Below are 17,445 nucleotides of genomic sequence, written 5' to 3' on the forward strand. Positions count from 1 at the left end.
TTTCCGACCAGTCAACGCCGGTTTTGGTCAAGGAGGCGCGGCGGTCAGCTCTCGTCGGCGGGCTGCTCGATCATGCCCACCCGGCGGGCGTGGCGGCCCCCCTCGAACGGTGTCTGGAGGAATTCGTCGACGATCATCTCGGCCAGGCCCGGGCCGAGGACGCGCGCGCCGAGGGCCAGCGCATTGGCGTCGTTGTGCTGGCGTGCCAGGTGCGCGGAGTAGGGCTCGGAGACCATCGCGCACCGGATGCCCGGCATCTTGCCGGCGCTCATCCCGATGCCGATGCCGGTGCCGCACACGAGGACGGCGAGGTCGGCCTCGCCGTCGAGGACACGCTGGGCCGCCGCCTTACCGAACGACGGGTAGTCGACGCTGTCCAGGCTGTGGGTGCCCACGTCGATGGTCTCGTGACCCCTGGAGCGCACGTACTCGACGAGACGCTCCTTCAGCTCGTAGCCGGCATGATCGGCGCCGAAGGCGATGCGCATGAGAACTCCTGATGGTCGTCGAGGACTCTACGGTGAACCCATTGTGACACCGCTGGTGTCGCCGCCCCGCCAACGGGTTCTCGTGGCATGCTGAGCAGCACCGGCACTTCTCCAGGAGCACACCCATGGCGACGACGATCCGAACAGCACGGCAGCTCGGCACCGACGCGCCCGAGCGGGTGCGACGGACACGGGTCGTGGTCGTCGGCGCCGGCGCCGCCGGGCTGACCGCCGCCATGCAACTGGCCGCCGCCGGCGTCGACACGATCCTGCTGACCGCGGGAACACTGCTCGACTCGGCCACCGCGATCTCCACCGGCCGCATCGCCGCGTGGTCCGGGCCCAGGGACCACGAGGAGGCGCTGGCCAGGGGCTTCGGGGTGGCGGACGAGGAAGCGCTGCGGCACCTGCTGGCTGCCGCACCACTCGTCCACGACAAGGTCATGGAGTTCATCGAGCGCGCCGACGCGCTGCACGCCGGGCGCTACGAGACCAACGGGTACCGGGTGCAGCGCAGCCTCGCGTCGGTGGTGCGCACCATGGCGGGGCGCCTGGGCTCGAGCCTGCGGGTCGAGACCGGCGCTCGCGGCATCGACGTCCTGACCGACGACTCCGGCCGTGTCGCCGGCCTTCGCACGGTGTGCCTCGACGGTTCGATCGTCGACATCTCTGCCCCCGCCGTCGTTCTGGCCGGCGGCGGCGCTGAACGGTTCTGGGCGCGCACGACGGCCCCGGCGACCGCCACCGGCGATGCCGTGGCGATGGCGTTGCGCGCCGGCGCCGAGCTGCGTGACATGGAGTTCACCGCCTTCGCCCCGGCCGCCGTCGACCTCCCGGCCGAGCTGACCCTCCCCCTCGATCCTGCGGTCACGCTGGGCCGTGAGCTGCGGCAGGCGGGCGCCAGGATCATCGACCAGCAGGGCCGCCCCGCCCTGGCCGGGCTCGGCGAGGACGAGACGAAGCCCTCGGACGAACTGGCGATGGCGATCCACGACTGGCTGACCGGGCACGTCGGCCAGCAGCTCTTCCTGGACGGCACCCTCATCGGGGAGACGAGCTGGGCGGCCCCGCCCCTGTCCGCCACGCTGGCCGCCTGCCGTGCCCGCGGGATCGACCCGACACGTGCGCCGGTGCCGATCCGCCCCGCCCCGCAGACGATGATCGGCGGCATCAGCGTCACCCCGAACGGCGCGAGCACCGTCCCGGGCCTGTACGCGGCCGGTGAGGCCGCCTGCACCGGCGCCCGCGGCGCGGCGGGCCCGTCGAACACCGGCCTGGTCGAGGCCCTCGTCGGCGGCTTCACCGTCGGGGCGCACCTGGCCCGCACGGTCGGCTCGTTCGGTGAGCCCGGTGAACCGGCAGCCCGGGAGACGGGCGGTTGCGTCCCCGCCGCCGCCAGACCCCGCATCACCGGCGCCGGGCAGGCCGCCGGCCTGATGCGCGAGCACACCGAGCTGACACGGGCCGCCGAGGGACTCGTCGCCCTGCCCACCGGGGCCCCGTTCAGCGGACCCGCGCTGTCGGCGACGAATCTTCGCCTGGTCGGAGCGGCCGTCCTCGCGGCCGCCAAGGCCCGCCCCGAATCACGCGGCTGGCATCGCCGCGCCGACCACCCGGACAGCAGCGAGAAGTGGGCGCGCACCATCCGCGTCGACCTGGACGACGAGGGCCGCCTGCGTGTGCGGAGCAGCGCCGTCGGGAACCGGGCCGGCCGGTAGCGCCGGCCCGGCACCGCCGGCGCCAAGACTCCCGGGAGGTCCGGGCCCAAGGGCATGGCGTCGTGCCGGACGCACAGGCACCGCGCCGGTCCCGGCGCGGTGGAGCGACGCCGGTGCCGTCTCCCGGCCGCTCCGCCGCGCTCAGCGGGCCGGCCGGTCCGCAGCCGGGGCACCCGCCTCGTCCGCCCCCAGGCGCATCTGCTCCACGCCCCAGGAGTAGAGCTCGTTGAGCGCGGGCAGCAGCGCCTCGCCGCGGGCGGTGAGCGAGTACTCCACATGCGGCGGCACCGTGTCGCGCTGATCCCGCAGCACGAGCCCTGCGCCCTCCAGTTCGCGCAGGCTCTTGGTGAGCATGAGATTCGATATGCCCGGCACTCGGCGCTTCAGCTCGTTGAAGCGCGTGGTCGGTCTCTCGTGCAGGTACCACAACAACGGCAGCTTCCACTTCTGCCCGATGATGCTGAGCGCATAGAGGATGGGACACCCCTGCCCGCTGACATTCCCCTCGGGCGTACCCATCGGGTAGCTCACTGCCGTATCCGTCACCTCTGCCCCACCACCAATCCAGGTAAGGAAAAACTGCGTACTTTAAATTAACTTATCTTCGTCGTTGAATGCACCACAGCGAGGAACACTCCGGAAGGAACACCGTGGCACAACAGACGAAGCGATCCGGGCCGGGCGACGCACGGCCGGGGAACGCGCCGGTGGACGCGCTCGCCGGCCCGAGCGGACCCGTGCGGAACGGCGCAGCGGCGGTCGAGTCCCCGGCCCCGTACGTGGGGACGGGACGCTGAGATGGTGGACAGGGTCCAGATTCCGGTTCCGACCGAACGCGGCACCGTGCTCCCCGGGACGCTCTTCCGCGAGGGCGAGCACCGTACGGCGAGCACGTGCGTCGTGGCGATCACCGGCATCCACGGCAACTTCTGGTCGAACCCCTTCTACTTCCCCATGGGCGACACGCTTGCGACGACGGGCATCGACTTCGTCTACGCCGAGACGAGCGACGCCCGGGGCGAGGTGGAGACCGTGAACGTGCGCACGGGCAGGCGCGAGATCATGGGTTCGTTCAACGAGGACTTCGCCCACATCGATGACGACGTCGGCGCCTACGTGGAGTGGGCCCGGCGCGAGGGCTACGACCGCGTCGTACTGGCCGGGCACTCGCTCGGCGCGAACAAGGTCATCCACTACCTGTCGACCCACCGCGCACCCCTCGTCAGCCATTTCGTGCTGCTGAGCCCAGCGAACATGGATTTCCTGCTCAACCAGGTGGACGCCCGGCAGCGCGATCTCATCGACGCGATGGTCGCCGAGGGACGCGGGGGCGACATGCTCCCCTTCGCCCTCTTCGGCTGGGCACCCATGCTGGCCTCCACGGCCTACCAGTGGACGCACGACAACCCGCTCGACAGCGTGCACCTGACGGAGGAACGCGACTTCTCACAGGTCGAGAGGGTCGAGCAACCGGGGCCCTGTTCATCGGCACCTACGACGCGTTCGCGCTGGGAACCCCCACCACGCTCGTGGAGACGACGAACGCGCACTTCCCGAGGGCCGACGAGAACCGCATCATCATCATCCCGCGGACCGGGCACACCTACCAGGACAAGGAGCAGTACACCGCCGACGCGCTGCGCGACGTGGTGCTGTCGTGGCAGGACGAGCTGACCGGCGAGGAGACGACGACATGCCGTTCGTGATCGTCAGGACGAACGCGGAACTGACCTGGGCGCAGGAGTCCGAGCTCGCGGCATCCATGGGCCGGGCGATGTCGCACGTCCCCGGCAAGTCGGAGGCCGACCTGCTCCTGGCCATCGACAGCGGGCAGCGCCTGTGGCTGGCCGGACGCGACGACGTCCCGGCGGCCTATGTCGACGCGGCGCTGTTCGGCACCGAGAACCACCTGGGCTATCCGGAGTTCTCCACCGCGGTGGCAAGGGCGTTCGCCGATGTGGCGGGAATCGACGCGCGGAACGTGTTCGTGCAGCTCTCCGAGATCGGTGCGTTCAGCGCGGGCCCGGCGTTCTTCGACAGGGGGTTGTTCACATGAGCACAGCGGTGACCGTCACGACCTTCACCGACCCCATGATGGGGCTCTCCTACGAGCAGGAGCCGGTCTACCGCGCGCTGGAGACCCACTTCGGGGAGCAGCTGCAGTTCCGCTACCGCATGGGGCTGCTCGTACCGGACGTGATGCGTCTGGTCGACCCGCACGACCTGCCTCTCGGCGAGGACGAGGCGATCAGGCGGTACAACACGCGGCTCGCGCAGGTCTACCTCGACGAGGAGCCGATCGGCGGGCTCCCCATCGTGATGGACGGCTTCGCGCTCTTCTCGGCCGAGGAACGCAGCACACTCAACCTGTGCCTGGCCTACGAGGCGGCGCTCATCGTCGAGCCGGAGCGCGCGGACGCCTACCTCTACGCCCTCCGCTTCGCGACCATCGTGATGGCACGGCGCACGACACGTCTGGCCGTGGCGATGGACGTCGCCCGCGAGGAGGGCCTCGACGCAGGGGCCCTGGAGAACTGCGTCGCTGACGGGCGGGCGGGAGTCGCGCTCGCCGACGACCTGGCACGCGCCCGTGGCCTCGGCATCCGGGGCCTGCCCGCCGTGCACGTGCGGTGCGGCGAGCGCTCGGAACCGGTCCACGGGCTTGCGGACCGTGCCGCCTTCGTGGCGTCGATCGACCGGGTCTCGGACGGCGCCGTCAAACCATCAGTGCCGGACGCCACTGCCGAGGGGCTGAGTTCGCTGCTCGGCTCCCATCCCCTCATGTCGGCGCAGGAGATCACGGCCGCCTTCGACCTGGACGGCATCGACGCCGCGGAAGAACTCGCCGCCCCGCTCGTGGCGAGTGGGACGGCCGACATGGTGCACGTCAAGGACGGCTGGTTCCTTCGCCGACAACCACGACCAGCCCAGCTCTGACACGGATCGGACCGGCGCCGGGGGCGGACTCGTCCCGCCCCGCGGGCATCGCGCCGCTCCCAGAGGTGTCACCGAGCATCGGCCGGCCCCGCGTATGCCACCGGGCCGGCCGGTTCTCACTCCAGACCGCGATCGGGCGCCGTCGCCGTGCGCCCCGCGTACCGCCCGGCTCAGGCGTGGGACCTCACTGTGCCGTCGTCGACGCGGACGTCCGGGCTCGCCGGGGACGCCGCGTCGAGCGGGGAGGCCGTGTCGAAGTCGGACTGCCACTGCTTCAGGCCGACGGTCTTCTCGTTCTTGAAGGCCGTGGCGATCATCAGCTTGATGCGGTTGAGCTGGTTGACCTCGGAGGCGCCCGGATCGTAGTCGATCGAGGTGATGTTGGCCTGCGGGTACAGCTCGCGCAGCGCCTTGAACATGCCGCGCCCGACCACGTGGTTGGGCAGGCAGGCGAACGGCTGGGCGCAGATGATGTTCGGCGTGCCGTGCTCGATGAGGTGCATCATCTCGGCGACGAGCAACCAGCCCTCACCGGCCTGGGTGCCGAGCGAGATGAGCCTCTGGGCGCGCATGGCCATGTCGTGGATCCGCTCGGGCACCTCGAACTTGCCGTTCGCGCTCGCCAGGGCCTTGTTGGCCGTCTTCTGGGTCTGCTCGATGTACCACAGCATCATCTTCTTGACGTGGCGTCCGGTCTTGTCGAGCCCGAAGTTCTCGTACCGCCACTGGCCGGTCTCGAGGGACTGCAGGAAGAAGCCCATGAGGCCCGGCATGACGGCCTCGCAGCCCTCGTCCTCGATGACGCCGATGACGTTGTTGTTGGCGTCCGGCTGGAACTTCACGAGGATCTCGCCGACGACGCCCACGCGCGGCTTGCGCGGGATGTCGAGCAGCGGCAACTCGTCGAACTCCTTGACCATCTGACGGCACAGCCACTTGAACCCGACCTTGCGGCCCTCGGTGGGCGAGTACGACGGGTCGGCCATGAACTCGCGCACCAGCGTGTTCCAGCGCTCGTAGAGCCGCATCGCCGAGCCCTCCTCGCGCTCGTAGGGGCGCACGCGCAGCAGTACCTCCTGGAGCAGGTCCATGAGGACCAGCCCCTGGATGGCCGAGTGGATGAGGGTCGGGGTCAGCTTGAAGCCGGGGTTGGACTCCAGGCCCTGGGCCGAGACCGCCAGCACCGGCACCTGCTCGTAGCCGGCGGCCTTCAGACCGCGGCGGAGCATGCCGACGTAGTTCGTCGCGCGGCACATGCCGCCGGTCTGGGAGATCGCCACGACCGAGGCGTCGGGGTCGGCTCCGCCGGTGATGAACTTGTTGATGAGCTGGCCGATGACCATGATCGCCGGGAAGCAGGCGTCGTTGTTGACGTACTTCAGGCCGCACTCCATGTCCTCGCGCGAGGCGTGCTCGAGCAGTTCCATCTTGTAGCCGGCGCGCCGGAACAGCGGCTCGATGGCCTGGAAGTGGATCGGGGACATCTGCGGCAGGTAGACCGTGTGGGTCTTGCGCATCTGCTTGGTGTAGGGCGGGGTCGTGCTCGCCGGCACCGTGATGAGCTCGTCCGGTTCCTCGGGGCCCACCGTCGTGTCGACCTCGCGCGAGACCTCCTCGCGCTCGGCGGCCGCGGCGCGCAGCGAACGCAGCCGGATCCGGGCGGCGCCGAGGTTGGAGACCTCGTCGATCTTCAGGACGGTGTAGATGTCGCCGGCCTGCTCCAGGATGTCCTGGACCTGGTCGGTGGTGACGGCGTCGACGCCGCAGCCGAAGGAGTTCAGCTGCACCAGGTTGAGCTTCGGGTTGGCGCGCACCTGGGCGGCGGCCTCGTAGAGGCGGGTGTGGTACACCCACTGGTCGCGAACCCGCAGGGGGCGGTTGAAACCGGTGATGCGCATGCCGTTGGTGAGCGCGTCCTCGGAGAGGACGACCATGCCCAGCTGCGTGATCTGGTCGGGAATGCCGTGGTTGATCTCGGGGTCGACGTGGTAGGGCCGGCCGGCCAGCACGATGCCGCGCATGTCGTGCTCGATCATGTACTGCATGGCACGGTCGCCCTCGGCGCGGATGTCGGCCTTGGCCTTGTCGAGCTCCTCGAAACCGGCCGCGACGGCGGCCTTCATCTCGGGCAGGTCGATGTGCCAGTCGGACAGGATGTCGACCATGCGTTCGGCCAGCTTGTCGGGATCGTCCAGGTTGAGGAACGGGTCCATGAAGGTGACGCCGGGTTCGCGCAGCCGCTCGACGTTCTTCTCGATGACCTGCGGGTAGAAGGCGACGATCGGGCAGTTGAAGTTGTTGTCGGCCTCGGCGATCTCCTTGCGCTCGTAGTTGACGCAGGGCATCCAGATGTTCTTGACGCCGTGGTCGAGCAGCCACTCGATGTGGCCGTGGGCCAGCTTGGCCGGGTAGCAGACGTTCTCGGAGGCGATCGACTCCATGCCCGACTCGAACAGGTCGTGGTTGGAGCGCCCCGAGATGAGCACCTTGAAGCCGAGCTGAGTGAAGATCGTGAACCACAGCGGGTAGTCCTCGTACATGCCCAGCGCGCGGGGAATGCCGATCTCGCCGCGGGTGACCTTCTTGTCGGTGAGCCTGCGGTAGGCGAACATCCGCTTGTACTTGTAGTCGTACAGGTTCGGGATCTCGCTCTTCTTCGGCTTGGCCTCGAGGCTGGCGCCGCGCTCGCAGCGGTTGCCGGAGACCTGGCGCGAACCGTCGTCGAAGGTCGTGATGGTGAGCTTGCAGTGGTTCTGGCACAGCTTGCAGATGCGCTGGCTGGACTCCACCGAGAAGCCCTCGAGGTCGCGGCTCATCATGGCCGAGACGTCGCCGGGGGCGGCGTGGGCCTTCGCGATGAGGGCGGCCCCGTAGGCGCCCATGTGGCCGGAGATGTTGGGGCGCTTGACCTTGACGCCGGTCAGCAGCTCGAAGGCGCGCAGCACGGCGTTGTTGAGGAAGGTGCCGCCCTGGGCCACGACCTTGTCGCCGAGCTCGCCGGTGTCGCGCAGCTTCATCACCTTGTAGAGGGCGTTGCGCACGACCGAGTAGGACAGGCCGGCGGAGATGTCGGCCATGCCGGCGCCCTCCTTCTGGGCCTGCTTGACCGAGGAGTTCATGAACACGGTGCAGCGGCTGCCGAGGTCGACCGGGGCCTGGGCCTGCATGCCGACCGTGGCGAAGTTCCGCACGTCGGTGCCCATCGTCTCGGCGAAGGTCTGCAGGAAGGAGCCGCAGCCGGCCGAACAGGCCTCGTTGACCGCGATGGAGTCGACGACGCCCTCGCGGATCCGGACGAACTTCATGTCCTGGCCGCCGATGTCGATGACGCTCGTCACGCCGGGGCACACGACCTGGGCGGCGCGGAAGTGAGCCATCGTCTCGATCTCGCCCTCGTCGGCGTGCAGAGCCGTCTTGACGAGGTCCTCGCCGTAGCCGGTGACACACGACCGGGCGATCGTGGAGCCCTCGGGCAGGGCCGCGATGACGTCCTTGGCGATACCGACGGCCGCCTTCACCGGGTCGCCCTGGTTGGAGTCGTAGCTGGAGTGGACGATCTTGCCGTCGTCGTCGATGAGGACCGACTTGATGGTCGTCGAACCGGCGTCGATGCCCAGGTAGAGGTCGCCGACGGCCTGGCTCATGTCGGCCTGCTCGACGTCGATCACCGAGTGCCGCTCGTCGAACTCGGCGCGCTCGGCCTCGTCGAGGAACAGCGGGCGCATCGTCTTGGACGCCACGGAGGCGTCGCCCGCACCGTCGAGCATCTCGGCGAGGTGCCGCAGCGAGAGCGCCGGGCCGTCGGCGAGGAAGGCGGCGCCGACGGCGACGTACAGCTGGCCGTCGTCGGGGGTGACGTAGTCCTGGACATGGTCACCCAGGACCCGCCGGAAGGCCTCGCGGAGCTCGGGCAGGAAGTGCAGCGGGCCGCCGAGGAAGATGACCTTGCCGCGGATCGGCCTCCCGCAGGCCAGGCCGGCGACGGTCTGGGTGGCGACGGCCTGGAAGACCGAGGCGGAGATGTCCTCGTGGCGGGCGCCCTGGTTGATGAGCGGCTGCACGTCGGTCTTGGCGAACACGCCGCACCGGGAGGCGATCGGGTAGATGTTCTCGTACCGGCTGGCGAGCTCGTTGAGGCCCCCCGCGTCGGTGCGCAGCAACGAGGCCATCTGGTCGATGAAGGCGCCGGTGCCGCCGGCGCAGGAGCCGTTCATGCGCTGCTCGGGGGTCGGGTGGAGGTAGGTGATCTTGGCGTCCTCACCGCCGAGCTCGATGACGACGTCGACGTCCGGGTTGAGCTGCTCGATCGCCTCGGTGGCGGCGATGACCTCCTGGATGAAGCTGACGTTCATCATGCGGGCGACGCCCAGACCGCCCGAACCGGTCATGGCGACCTTGAGGGTGTCCTCCGGGAACTGCTCGCCGATGTCGAGCAGCAGCCGTTTCATCTCTCCGCGAACATCGGCATTGTGACGGCGGTAGTCGCTGAAGAGCATCTCGTGGCCACGCATGACGGCGGCCTTCACCGTCGTCGAGCCGACGTCGAGGCCGAGGCGCAGGACTTCGTCAGTCATCCGTCTGTTCTCCTTCGGGTTCGGGCGAGCACCATCCAAAAACAGAACGTTCGCTCTGTTTCATAGTAGGTCAATTTCCGGCCCTGCCACACCCCGATCCGGCACCGGAGCGGCCGGCCCCCGCGCCACGACCGGACGAGGTGTCGCGGATTCGCCGGGCCGTGGCGCACCGAGAACCGGTCCGGTTCTCGGTGGATAATGTGGGGCGCTGCCCCGTGAAGACCAACTTCGGGAGATCCCCCATGTCACCTCATCTGCCCAGCCGTGTCCGCTCGGTCGTCACGACGCTCGCGGCCGCCCTCAGCTGTTCCCTCGTGCTCAGTGGATGCGGCGCAGCCGACCCCTCGGCCGAGTCCTCCGACGGAACGGTGCGGGGCATCCTCGAGGAGCTCGTGGCGGCCTTCCCCGATGACGCCCAGGTGTCCGTCATGGCCGCCGACGGCGACATCATCACGGTCGGCGAGGTGCCCGAGAGCATCGCGTGGTCGACGATCAAGGTGCCGATCGTCATCGAGGCCCTGCGCGAGGGCGAGGACGATCTCGGCGAGCAGGCGAAACTGGCGATCACCGAGTCGGACAACGATGCGGCGAGTGCGTTGTTCGACACGCTCGGCGGCGGCTACCAGGCCAGCACGAAGGTCGACAACCTGCTGCGCGAGGCGGACGACACGACGACGCTGACCCTGCCCAATGCCGCGCTCGGCGGCGACACCGGCTTCGGCATGACCCAGTGGTCGAGCGCGGACCAGGCCAGGTTCGCCGCCTGGATGGCCTGCTCCGACGAGGACGCCGTGCAACACGTCTACCGGCTCATGTCCGACCTGGTCGACTCGCAGGCGGTCGGCATCGAGACGACCGACGGCGGTCACGCCAAATCCGGCTGGGGCACCAACGAACACACCGGCGTCTCGACGATGCGTCAGATGGGCACCATCGACACGGACGCGGGCCTGGTCGCGATGAGCATCGTCATCACCGGCGACCGGCTCGATGACGTCACCGAGGAGATCGACGTGCTGGATGACTGGCTGGCCGACCATGCCGGCGAGCTGCCCCGCACCCAGTGCGACGCCGAGGGGCAGTGACGCCGATCACGTCAGGGCCCGCCGCACGATGCGATGCGGGCACGGGAGGGAACCGGTGTTCAGGCGTCCTGCCTGCTGAAGCCGAGCAGCCACAGCAGGTAGAGACCACCGATCGCCGAGCTCACCAGGCCGACGGGGATCTGGAAGGGGGCGAGCAGGCGCTGGGCCAGCAGGTCCGCGGCGCCGAGCAGGGCCCCGCCCATCGCGACGGCGGGCCAGAAGGCGATACCGGGCGTGCCGGCCAGGCGGCGGGCCAACTGGGGGGCGGCCAGGGCGAGGAAACCGATCGGGCCGGTGACGGCCACGACGACCGCGACGAGCAGGACGCCGTAGACGAGCATGGCCAGGCGTTGGCGTCCGGGACGCACCCCGAGCCCGGCGGCCGTGTCGTCGCCGAGTTCGAGGATGCGCGAGGGACGAGCCAGCCAGACCAGCTGCGGCAGCAGGGCGGCGAGCCCGGCAGCCAGCACGCCGGTCTGGGCCCACCCGATCGTGTTGAGGCTGCCGAACTGCCAGGCCTTCGCCGCCTCGGCCGACTCCAGCGGGGCCCGGCTGATGAGGTACTCGTTGACCGCCGAGATCATGGCGGCGATGGCGATGCCGGCCAGGACGAGGTTCTCGCCGGCCATGCCGCGGCGGACCGTCGCCGTGATGACGAGGGCCGCGGTGAGGAAGCCGCCGGCCGCCGTGCCGAGAGCCAGCGAGGCGACACCGGGGGCGCCCATGCAGATGATGAGGATCAGACCGCCCGCGCTGGCGCCCGTGGTGAACCCGACGATGTCGGGGCTGCCCAGCGGGTTGCGCGAGAGCGACTGGAAGACGGCGCCCGACAGGCCCAGGCCGGCTCCGGCCAGCCATGCCGCGATGGCGCGGGGCAGCCGCTGGTCCAGCACGATGAACCGGTCGGTCTCGGAGCCGCCGCCGCGCAGGACCTCGATGACGCCGGCGAGGTCGAGGTCGTAGGAGCCGGTCGCGACGGCCAGCACGGCGATGAGTCCCGCGACGACGACCAGGGCCGCGGTGACGGCGGCGGCTCGCGGCCGCACCGGCAGGCGGGCGCCGCCCGGCAGGGGCAGTGACGCCGTCGACGATTCGTCGTGCCAGAGGCCCGCCTGCGTGCGGGAAGCCGATGGCGTGCTCATCGTCCCCTCCTGAGAATGACCAGGGCGAGCAGCACCGGCGCGCCGACGAAGGCCGTGACGACGCCCGCCTCGATCTCGTCGGGCCGGGTCAGGACGCGCCCGACGATGTCGGCGGCGAGCACCAGGATCGGACCGCCGACGATCGACAGGGGCAGCAGACGGCGCTGGTCGGGGCCGACGACGAGCCTGAGGACGTGGGGCACGACGAGGCCGACGAAGCTGATCGGCCCGGCCGCCGCGGTCGCCGCGCCGCACAGCAGGGTGATGGCGGCCAGCGAGGCGACCCGCACGACACCAAGACGCGCGCCGAGGGCGGTGGCCTGCTCGTCGCCGAGGGCCAGGACGTTGAGACTGCGCCCGCAGGCCAGCGCGAGGAGCAGACCGGACACCACGAACGGCGTGGTCCAGGCGACCGTGGCCATGTCGCGGTCGGCGAAGGACCCGAGGGTCCAGAACCGGTACGAGTCGAAGGCCGCGGTGTCGTACATGGTGACGGTGCCGGTCACCGAGTTGAGGGCCGCGGCGAGCGCGACGCCCGCGAGAACCAGGCGCGCGTGCCCCGCGCCGGGGCGGCGCCTGGCCATGGTCTGTACGAGGACGGCTGCCGCCGCCGACCCGATGAACGAGAACCAGACGTAGCCGGAGACCGCGCTCACGTGTCCGACGGAGATGGCCAGGACGACGGCGAAGGAGGCTCCCGCGTTGACGCCCAGGATGCCGGGCTCGGCGAGCGGGTTGCGGGTGAGTGCCTGCATGACGACGCCCGCCGCGCCGAGCGCGGCGCCGACGACGACGGCCACCACCGTGCGGGGCAGGCGCAGCTGCCAGACGATGATCGACGCGGCGCTCCGATCGCGCGCGACGAGCCCCTCCCACGCCTGGACGAGCGTGAGCTGACGCGACCCGATGGACATGCTGACGAGTGCCAGAAAGATGATGACGATGAGCCCGAGCAGCACGCCGAAAGCCGTTTGGCAACGTTTTTCAGCTGACGGCGCAAGGAACTGAGACACGCAATGAGGCTATCCGATCCAACCTTAGGCTTACCTTATGAACACGCACATTCAGCGCCGCACGTTCGGTCTCGGCGCCCTCGCCGCGATCGCCGCCCTCGCCGGCTGCTCCTCCGATAACTCCGACGGCTCCGCGTCGTCCGGCTCGGGATCGTCCGCGTCCTCGGCCGCCGCGCAGGCCAGTTACCTCGTGCCCCGCGGTATGGCCGAGGGCATGGGCAGTGGCGTCGCCGACGGCGTCTGGCCGCGCACCGTCACCCACCACAAGGGGGAGACGACGATCGAGGCCGAGCCGCAGCGGATCGTCGTCATCTCGACCGGCCAGCTCGACGTCGCCCTCACGATGGGGGTCGTGCCCGTCGGTTCCACCGGCGTCGACGGCTCCAGTGTGGTGCCGCAGTACCTCTACGACGCCTTCCCCGACGAGGCGTCCGGCCTGGACGCCATCACCTACGTCGGAAGCCGCACCGAGCCGAGCGTCGAGTCGATCGCGAACCTCGACGCCGATCTCATTCTCGTCAATTCCGCCGGCAAGAACATCGACACCCTCTACGAGAGCCTCACGGCCCTGGCACCGACCATCGTCACGCAGGGCACCGGCCTGTACTGGAAGCAGGACTTCCAGCTCATCGCCGACGCCCTCGGCAAGCTCGGCCAGGCGCAGGACTGGCTCACGACCTACCAGGACGATGCCGCCGACTGGGGCGCCGGCTTGTCGAGCACGCCGACCGTCTCGTTCCTCTACAAGACCTCGGACCGGACCCGCGTCTACGGCCTCGCCTCGTTCCCCGGCTCACTGGCCGAGGACGCCGGCCTGGCCCGCCCCGACAGCCAGAACTTCGAGGACACCTCCCAGGACATCGACGACGAGAGTCTCGACCAGGCCGACGCGGACTGGATCTTCTACGGCGTCCAGTCCGGCGACGGCGGTGAGGTCACCTCCTTGGCGCTGTGGAACACTCTCGGCGCGGTGTCGAACGACCAGGCGGTGCAGGTCGACAACGAGCCCTTCTACCTGAATGCCGGACCCACCGCGGCGGCCACCGCGCTGGCCGCACTGAAGGAGCACATCGGATGAGCCAGGTCCTGCGGGGCGACAGGCCCGCCGGTGGTCCGGCCCCGCAGGACGGGCCGCCGGCCGCCCCCGAGCTGGGCGCGCGGGAGCTGGTCATGAGCTACCCGCGCGGCGCCCCGGTGATCGAGCAGCTCACCGTGGACATCACGCCCGATGCGTTCACCGTGATCCTCGGCCCGAACGCCTGTGGCAAGTCGACCCTGCTGCGTGCCCTGAGCAGGGTGCTCGCCCCTGCCGGCGGTCAGGTGCTGCTGGACGGGCGCGACGTGTTCTCGTACTCGCCGAAGGCGTTGGCCCGCCGGGTCGGTTTCCTGGCCCAGTCCTCGCTGGCCCCGGACGGCATCACCGTGCGCGAACTGGTGGCGCGCGGCCGCTACCCCCATCAGGGCCTGCTGCGGCCCTGGTCGGTCGAGGACGAGAAGCAGGTGCGCACCGCAATGGAGCGCACCCATGTGGCCGCCCTGGCGAAACGGCCGGTGACGACCCTGTCGGGCGGTCAGCGCCAGCGGGTGTGGATCGCCATGGCCCTCGCCCAGCAGACGGACGTCCTGCTGCTCGACGAGCCGACCACCTACCTCGATCTCGCCCACCAGGTGGACGTCCTCGACCTGTGCCGCGAGCTCAACCAGGAGCTCGGCACGACGATCGTCGCCGTGCTGCACGACCTCAACCAGGCCTGCCGATACGCCGACGAGCTCATCGTCATGCGCGACGGCGCGATCCTGGCGAGTGGCGCCCCGGCCGAGGTCGTCACACCCGATCTGGTGGAGCAGGCCTACGGGCTTCCGGTCAGCGTCTTCACCGACCCGATCACCGGCACTCCCCTGGTTCTGCCGCAGGCACCGGGACGGAGCTGAGCGGGCGGCCGGGCAACACGCCGACCCGGGCGGCTCGGCAGGCGGGCAGCTCCCGGGACCGCAGCGGGTCCGGGCATCGACTCGCCCACGTGGCCGGGAATGACGCCGCAGCCGCCCTCGCAGCGCAGCGTTCCCGACCTGCACGCCGCGTGGCCTGGGACCCCACCCCTCGTGGGCGCCCTCATCGGCGAGGACGCAGTGCTCGTCCACGTGGTCGAGGATTACACTGCACAGTGTTGAACAACGTTCAACCCTGTGGAATCGGTTTCCGGGACGAGGTGAACCAGGTGAGGACGGCACGACCGCTCGACGGCCCCGAGCCGACGGCCGCATTCTGGCGCGCCCACCGCGAGGGGGCGCCGATCGCGCTGCGCACCTCGGGCACCACCGGCGGGGCGCGCACCATCGTGCGCAGCACGTCCTCGTGGACCGGCTCCTTCGGGCCGCTGATCGAGCACCTGGGCCTGCATGCCGACGACAGGATGTGGGTGCCGGGGCCGCTCGACTCGACCATGAACCTCTTCTCGGCCTGCCTGAGCGAGGCCGCCGGGGCCGCCTGGAGCCCTCGCCCCGAAGAAGCGAGCTGGGCGACGCTGACCCCGTCCGCGCTGGCGAGGGCGCTGGGCACCCGTCCGCCGATGAAGGTCCTCGTCGCCGGGGACGGGCTGCCCCCGGCGCTCTGGGAACGGGCCACCGGCCTGGGCTGGAGCGTGGTGCACTACTACGGCGCCGCCGAACTCTCGCTCGTCGCGCTGGGCCGACACGGGCAGGACCTGCGCCCCTTCGAGTCCGTGGAGATCGACACCGTCGACGACCGCATCTGGGTGCGCTCGCCCTGGCTGGCCGACGGTTACCTCGACGCGGACGGACCGGGCGCGCTCCGGCGGCGCGAGGACGGCTTCGCCACCGTGGGCGACCGCGGCCGGCTCGACGCCGGGCTGCTGCGCGTGTGGGGCAGGGCCGGGGCGATCACCACCGCCGGTGCAACCGTCGAGCTGGCGCCACTGCAGGCCGCGCTCGCCGCGCACGCGCGCGGCGAAGTGGTGCTGCTCGGCCTCCCGCACCCCGAGCTGGGCCAGGTACTGGCCGCTGCCACGACCAGCCGAGATGACCTGGTCACTGTCAGGGGCTGGGCCCGCCGGAATCTGTCCGGCCCCCGGCGGCCCCGCGTCTGGCGCGTCGTCCCCCGCCTGCCCAGAACGGCAGCCGGGAAGGTCGACCTGCACCGGCTGGCCGAGGAGCTGGCCCGGTGACCGTGTACATCGTCGACGCCCGGCGCACCGCGATCGGCTCGGCCCGCGGCATGTGGCGCAGCGTGGACACCACCGGCCTGGCCGCCCCGGTGCTCGCCGAGCTGGCGCGGACCTGCCCCGCGCCGGAGCTGATCCGGCAGATCGTCATGGGCACCGTACGGGGCCCCGGCGGCAACATCGCCCGGGTCGCCGCCCTCGCCGCCGGGCTGGACGGGGTGCCCGCGCTGAGCGTCGACCGCCAGTGCGGCTCGGGGCTGGCCGCCGTCGAGGTGGGCCATCACTGGCTGGCGGCCGAGCCCGGATACGTCATCGCCGGGGGCGTCCAGTCCGTCTCGACCGAGCCGCTGACCTACTGGCCGCCGACCGCCGGGGAGCCGGCCCGGCGCTACGAGCGGGCTCCCTTCGCCCCGCCGGGATGGGCGGACCCCGAGATGGGTGAGGCGGCCGATGCGCTGGCCGCCGAGCGCGGTGTGGGGCGGGAGCGTCAGGACGCCTACGCGGCGGGCTCCCACCGGCGGGCCGTCGCCGCGCAGGAGGCCGGGCTGTTCACCGCCGAGATCGTTCCCGTCCACGGCAGGAGCCGCGACGAGCGGCCCCGGTCCGGTTTCACCCCTGAACGGCTGGCCCGTTTCCGGCCCGCCTTCCGCGCCGGCGGCACGGTCACCGCGGCGAACTCGTGCGGCATCAACGACGGCGCGGCCGCCGTGCTCATGGCCGACGAGGACACCTGGCGCCGTCACCGGGGCCCGGGGCTGCGCGTCCTGGCGCTCTGCTCGGCCACCTGCGACCCGGCCCGCCCGGGCTGGGGAATCGTCCCGGCCTGCCGGCTGGCCCTTGAGCGCGGCGGCGTCAGCGCAGACCAGCTCGACGTCGTCGAGTTCAACGAGGCGTTCGCCGGGCAGGTGCTCGCCTGCCTGGACGCCCTGGGCATCGACCAGGGGCGCAACTGCCGGCAGGGCGGCGCCATCGCGCTGGGGCACCCGTGGGCCGCGTCCGGGGCGATCCTGTTGACCCGGCTGTTCAGCCAGCTGGTCCGCCAGGGCCGGGGACGATACGGCCTGGCGGCCATCGCCATCGGGGGCGGCCAGGGCACGGCCGCGGTCGTCGAGGCGGTGCGCTGAGCAGACGCCCGGCAGCGCCCCGACGATCGGCTCGTGGTGACGCGGGCCCTGCCGGGTGCCCCCGACAGATCGGATGGCACCCGGTATGAACCATCGGCGGGTTCGCGCCCCCTGACGTCAGCGTGGGTGGACGAGTCACCGCGCTCTCGGCCCGGCGCCGCCTGGACCGGTAGGCGTGAGGC

14 protein-coding genes are annotated in these 17,445 nt (G+C 70.8%); 9 read left to right on the top strand and 5 right to left on the bottom strand.

Going from position 1 to position 17,445, the window contains the following annotated elements:
- Positions 1-44: 44 nt before the first annotated feature.
- Complete coding sequence (rpiB, locus tag PROPJV5_RS10075; RefSeq protein WP_119716230.1) at positions 45-488, bottom strand: ribose 5-phosphate isomerase B; 444 nt, start codon at positions 486-488, stop codon at positions 45-47.
- A gap of 125 nt (positions 489-613) precedes the next feature.
- Here rpiB and PROPJV5_RS10080 point away from each other — a divergent pair, with 125 nt between their 5' ends.
- Positions 614-2,206, top strand: a complete 1,593-nt coding sequence (locus PROPJV5_RS10080) for an FAD-binding protein (RefSeq protein ID WP_119716231.1) — start codon at positions 614-616, stop codon at positions 2,204-2,206.
- Positions 2,207-2,347: 141 nt separating this feature from the next.
- Here PROPJV5_RS10080 and PROPJV5_RS10085 read toward each other — a convergent pair whose 3' ends face one another.
- Positions 2,348-2,752, bottom strand: coding sequence for a winged helix-turn-helix transcriptional regulator (locus PROPJV5_RS10085; RefSeq protein ID WP_239018469.1), 405 nt, complete (start codon positions 2,750-2,752; stop codon positions 2,348-2,350).
- 252 nt (positions 2,753-3,004) lie between these two features.
- Between PROPJV5_RS10085 and PROPJV5_RS10090 the strand changes: the two genes are divergently transcribed.
- Genes PROPJV5_RS10090 through PROPJV5_RS10100 form a run of 3 tightly spaced genes read left to right on the top strand, consistent with a single transcriptional unit; the run spans position 3,005 to position 5,143 of the window.
- Positions 3,005-3,880, top strand: coding sequence for an alpha/beta hydrolase (locus PROPJV5_RS10090; protein ID WP_220474410.1), 876 nt, complete (start codon positions 3,005-3,007; stop codon positions 3,878-3,880).
- Between the two features lie 19 nt (positions 3,881-3,899).
- The gene (locus PROPJV5_RS10095; protein WP_119716233.1) at positions 3,900-4,262 is read left to right on the top strand and encodes a tautomerase family protein; all 363 of its coding nucleotides are present in this window, start codon (positions 3,900-3,902) and stop codon (positions 4,260-4,262) included.
- Entirely contained in the window at positions 4,259-5,143 is an 885-nt protein-coding gene (locus PROPJV5_RS10100; RefSeq protein WP_119716234.1) for a DsbA family protein, read from the top strand. Before PROPJV5_RS10095 ends, PROPJV5_RS10100 begins: the two co-directional genes overlap by 4 nt.
- A 170-nt stretch (positions 5,144-5,313) precedes the next feature.
- On the opposite strand, the gene PROPJV5_RS10105 is transcribed toward PROPJV5_RS10100, so the two are convergent.
- The gene (locus tag PROPJV5_RS10105) at positions 5,314-9,717 is read right to left on the bottom strand and encodes an acyl-CoA dehydratase activase-related protein (RefSeq protein ID WP_119716235.1); all 4,404 of its coding nucleotides are present in this window, start codon (positions 9,715-9,717) and stop codon (positions 5,314-5,316) included.
- 242 nt (positions 9,718-9,959) lie between these two features.
- Between PROPJV5_RS10105 and PROPJV5_RS10110 the strand changes: the two genes are divergently transcribed.
- A complete protein-coding gene (locus tag PROPJV5_RS10110; protein ID WP_147385427.1) occupies positions 9,960-10,802 on the top strand; it encodes a serine hydrolase in 843 nt (280 codons plus the stop codon).
- Positions 10,803-10,861: 59 nt separating this feature from the next.
- Here PROPJV5_RS10110 and PROPJV5_RS10115 read toward each other — a convergent pair whose 3' ends face one another.
- Both PROPJV5_RS10115 and PROPJV5_RS10120 read right to left on the bottom strand, forming a co-directional pair.
- On the bottom strand, positions 10,862-11,944 hold the full coding sequence (locus PROPJV5_RS10115) for a FecCD family ABC transporter permease (protein WP_119716237.1): 1,083 nt from the start codon (positions 11,942-11,944) through the stop codon (positions 10,862-10,864).
- Positions 11,941-12,903: a FecCD family ABC transporter permease gene (locus tag PROPJV5_RS10120; protein WP_239018470.1), complete on the bottom strand. Its 963-nt coding sequence runs from the start codon at positions 12,901-12,903 to the stop codon at positions 11,941-11,943. The genes PROPJV5_RS10115 and PROPJV5_RS10120 overlap by 4 nt, the downstream gene beginning before the upstream one ends.
- 91 nt (positions 12,904-12,994) lie before the next feature.
- On the opposite strand from PROPJV5_RS10120, the gene PROPJV5_RS10125 reads away from it, so the two are divergent.
- The 4 genes from PROPJV5_RS10125 (at position 12,995) to PROPJV5_RS10140 (ending at position 17,263) form a co-directional block, all read left to right on the top strand.
- Entirely contained in the window at positions 12,995-14,035 is a 1,041-nt protein-coding gene (locus PROPJV5_RS10125; protein ID WP_119716238.1) for an iron-siderophore ABC transporter substrate-binding protein, read from the top strand.
- Complete coding sequence (locus tag PROPJV5_RS10130) at positions 14,032-14,889, top strand: ABC transporter ATP-binding protein (RefSeq protein ID WP_119716239.1); 858 nt, start codon at positions 14,032-14,034, stop codon at positions 14,887-14,889. Before PROPJV5_RS10125 ends, PROPJV5_RS10130 begins: the two co-directional genes overlap by 4 nt.
- Before the next feature lie 287 nt (positions 14,890-15,176).
- Entirely contained in the window at positions 15,177-16,142 is a 966-nt protein-coding gene (locus PROPJV5_RS12575; protein WP_182858683.1) for an AMP-binding enzyme, read from the top strand.
- The gene (locus tag PROPJV5_RS10140) at positions 16,139-17,263 is read left to right on the top strand and encodes a thiolase family protein (RefSeq protein WP_119716241.1); all 1,125 of its coding nucleotides are present in this window, start codon (positions 16,139-16,141) and stop codon (positions 17,261-17,263) included. The genes PROPJV5_RS12575 and PROPJV5_RS10140 overlap by 4 nt, the downstream gene beginning before the upstream one ends.
- The last annotated feature ends 182 nt before the right edge of the window (positions 17,264-17,445 follow it).

The sequence above is a fragment of the Propionibacterium ruminifibrarum genome (assembly GCF_900289195.1).
In the GTDB taxonomy this organism is placed as follows: domain Bacteria; phylum Actinomycetota; class Actinomycetes; order Propionibacteriales; family Propionibacteriaceae; genus Propionibacterium; species Propionibacterium ruminifibrarum.

What these genes read in the sequence shown, in the direction of transcription:
- rpiB (WP_119716230.1), bottom strand. Translation starts at nt 488, where the DNA reads ATGCGCATCGCCTTCGGCGCCGATCATGCCGGCTACGAGCTGAAGGAG.
- PROPJV5_RS10090 (WP_220474410.1), top strand. Translation starts at nt 3,005, where the DNA reads ATGGTGGACAGGGTCCAGATTCCGGTTCCGACCGAACGCGGCACCGTG.
- PROPJV5_RS10095 (WP_119716233.1), top strand. Translation starts at nt 3,900, where the DNA reads ATGCCGTTCGTGATCGTCAGGACGAACGCGGAACTGACCTGGGCGCAG.
- PROPJV5_RS10100 (WP_119716234.1), top strand. Translation starts at nt 4,259, where the DNA reads ATGAGCACAGCGGTGACCGTCACGACCTTCACCGACCCCATGATGGGG.
- PROPJV5_RS10080 (WP_119716231.1), top strand. Translation starts at nt 614, where the DNA reads ATGGCGACGACGATCCGAACAGCACGGCAGCTCGGCACCGACGCGCCC.
- PROPJV5_RS10105 (WP_119716235.1), bottom strand. Translation starts at nt 9,717, where the DNA reads ATGACTGACGAAGTCCTGCGCCTCGGCCTCGACGTCGGCTCGACGACG.
- PROPJV5_RS10130 (WP_119716239.1), top strand. Translation starts at nt 14,032, where the DNA reads ATGAGCCAGGTCCTGCGGGGCGACAGGCCCGCCGGTGGTCCGGCCCCG.
- PROPJV5_RS10125 (WP_119716238.1), top strand. Translation starts at nt 12,995, where the DNA reads ATGAACACGCACATTCAGCGCCGCACGTTCGGTCTCGGCGCCCTCGCC.
- PROPJV5_RS10115 (WP_119716237.1), bottom strand. Translation starts at nt 11,944, where the DNA reads ATGAGCACGCCATCGGCTTCCCGCACGCAGGCGGGCCTCTGGCACGAC.
- PROPJV5_RS10110 (WP_147385427.1), top strand. Translation starts at nt 9,960, where the DNA reads ATGTCACCTCATCTGCCCAGCCGTGTCCGCTCGGTCGTCACGACGCTC.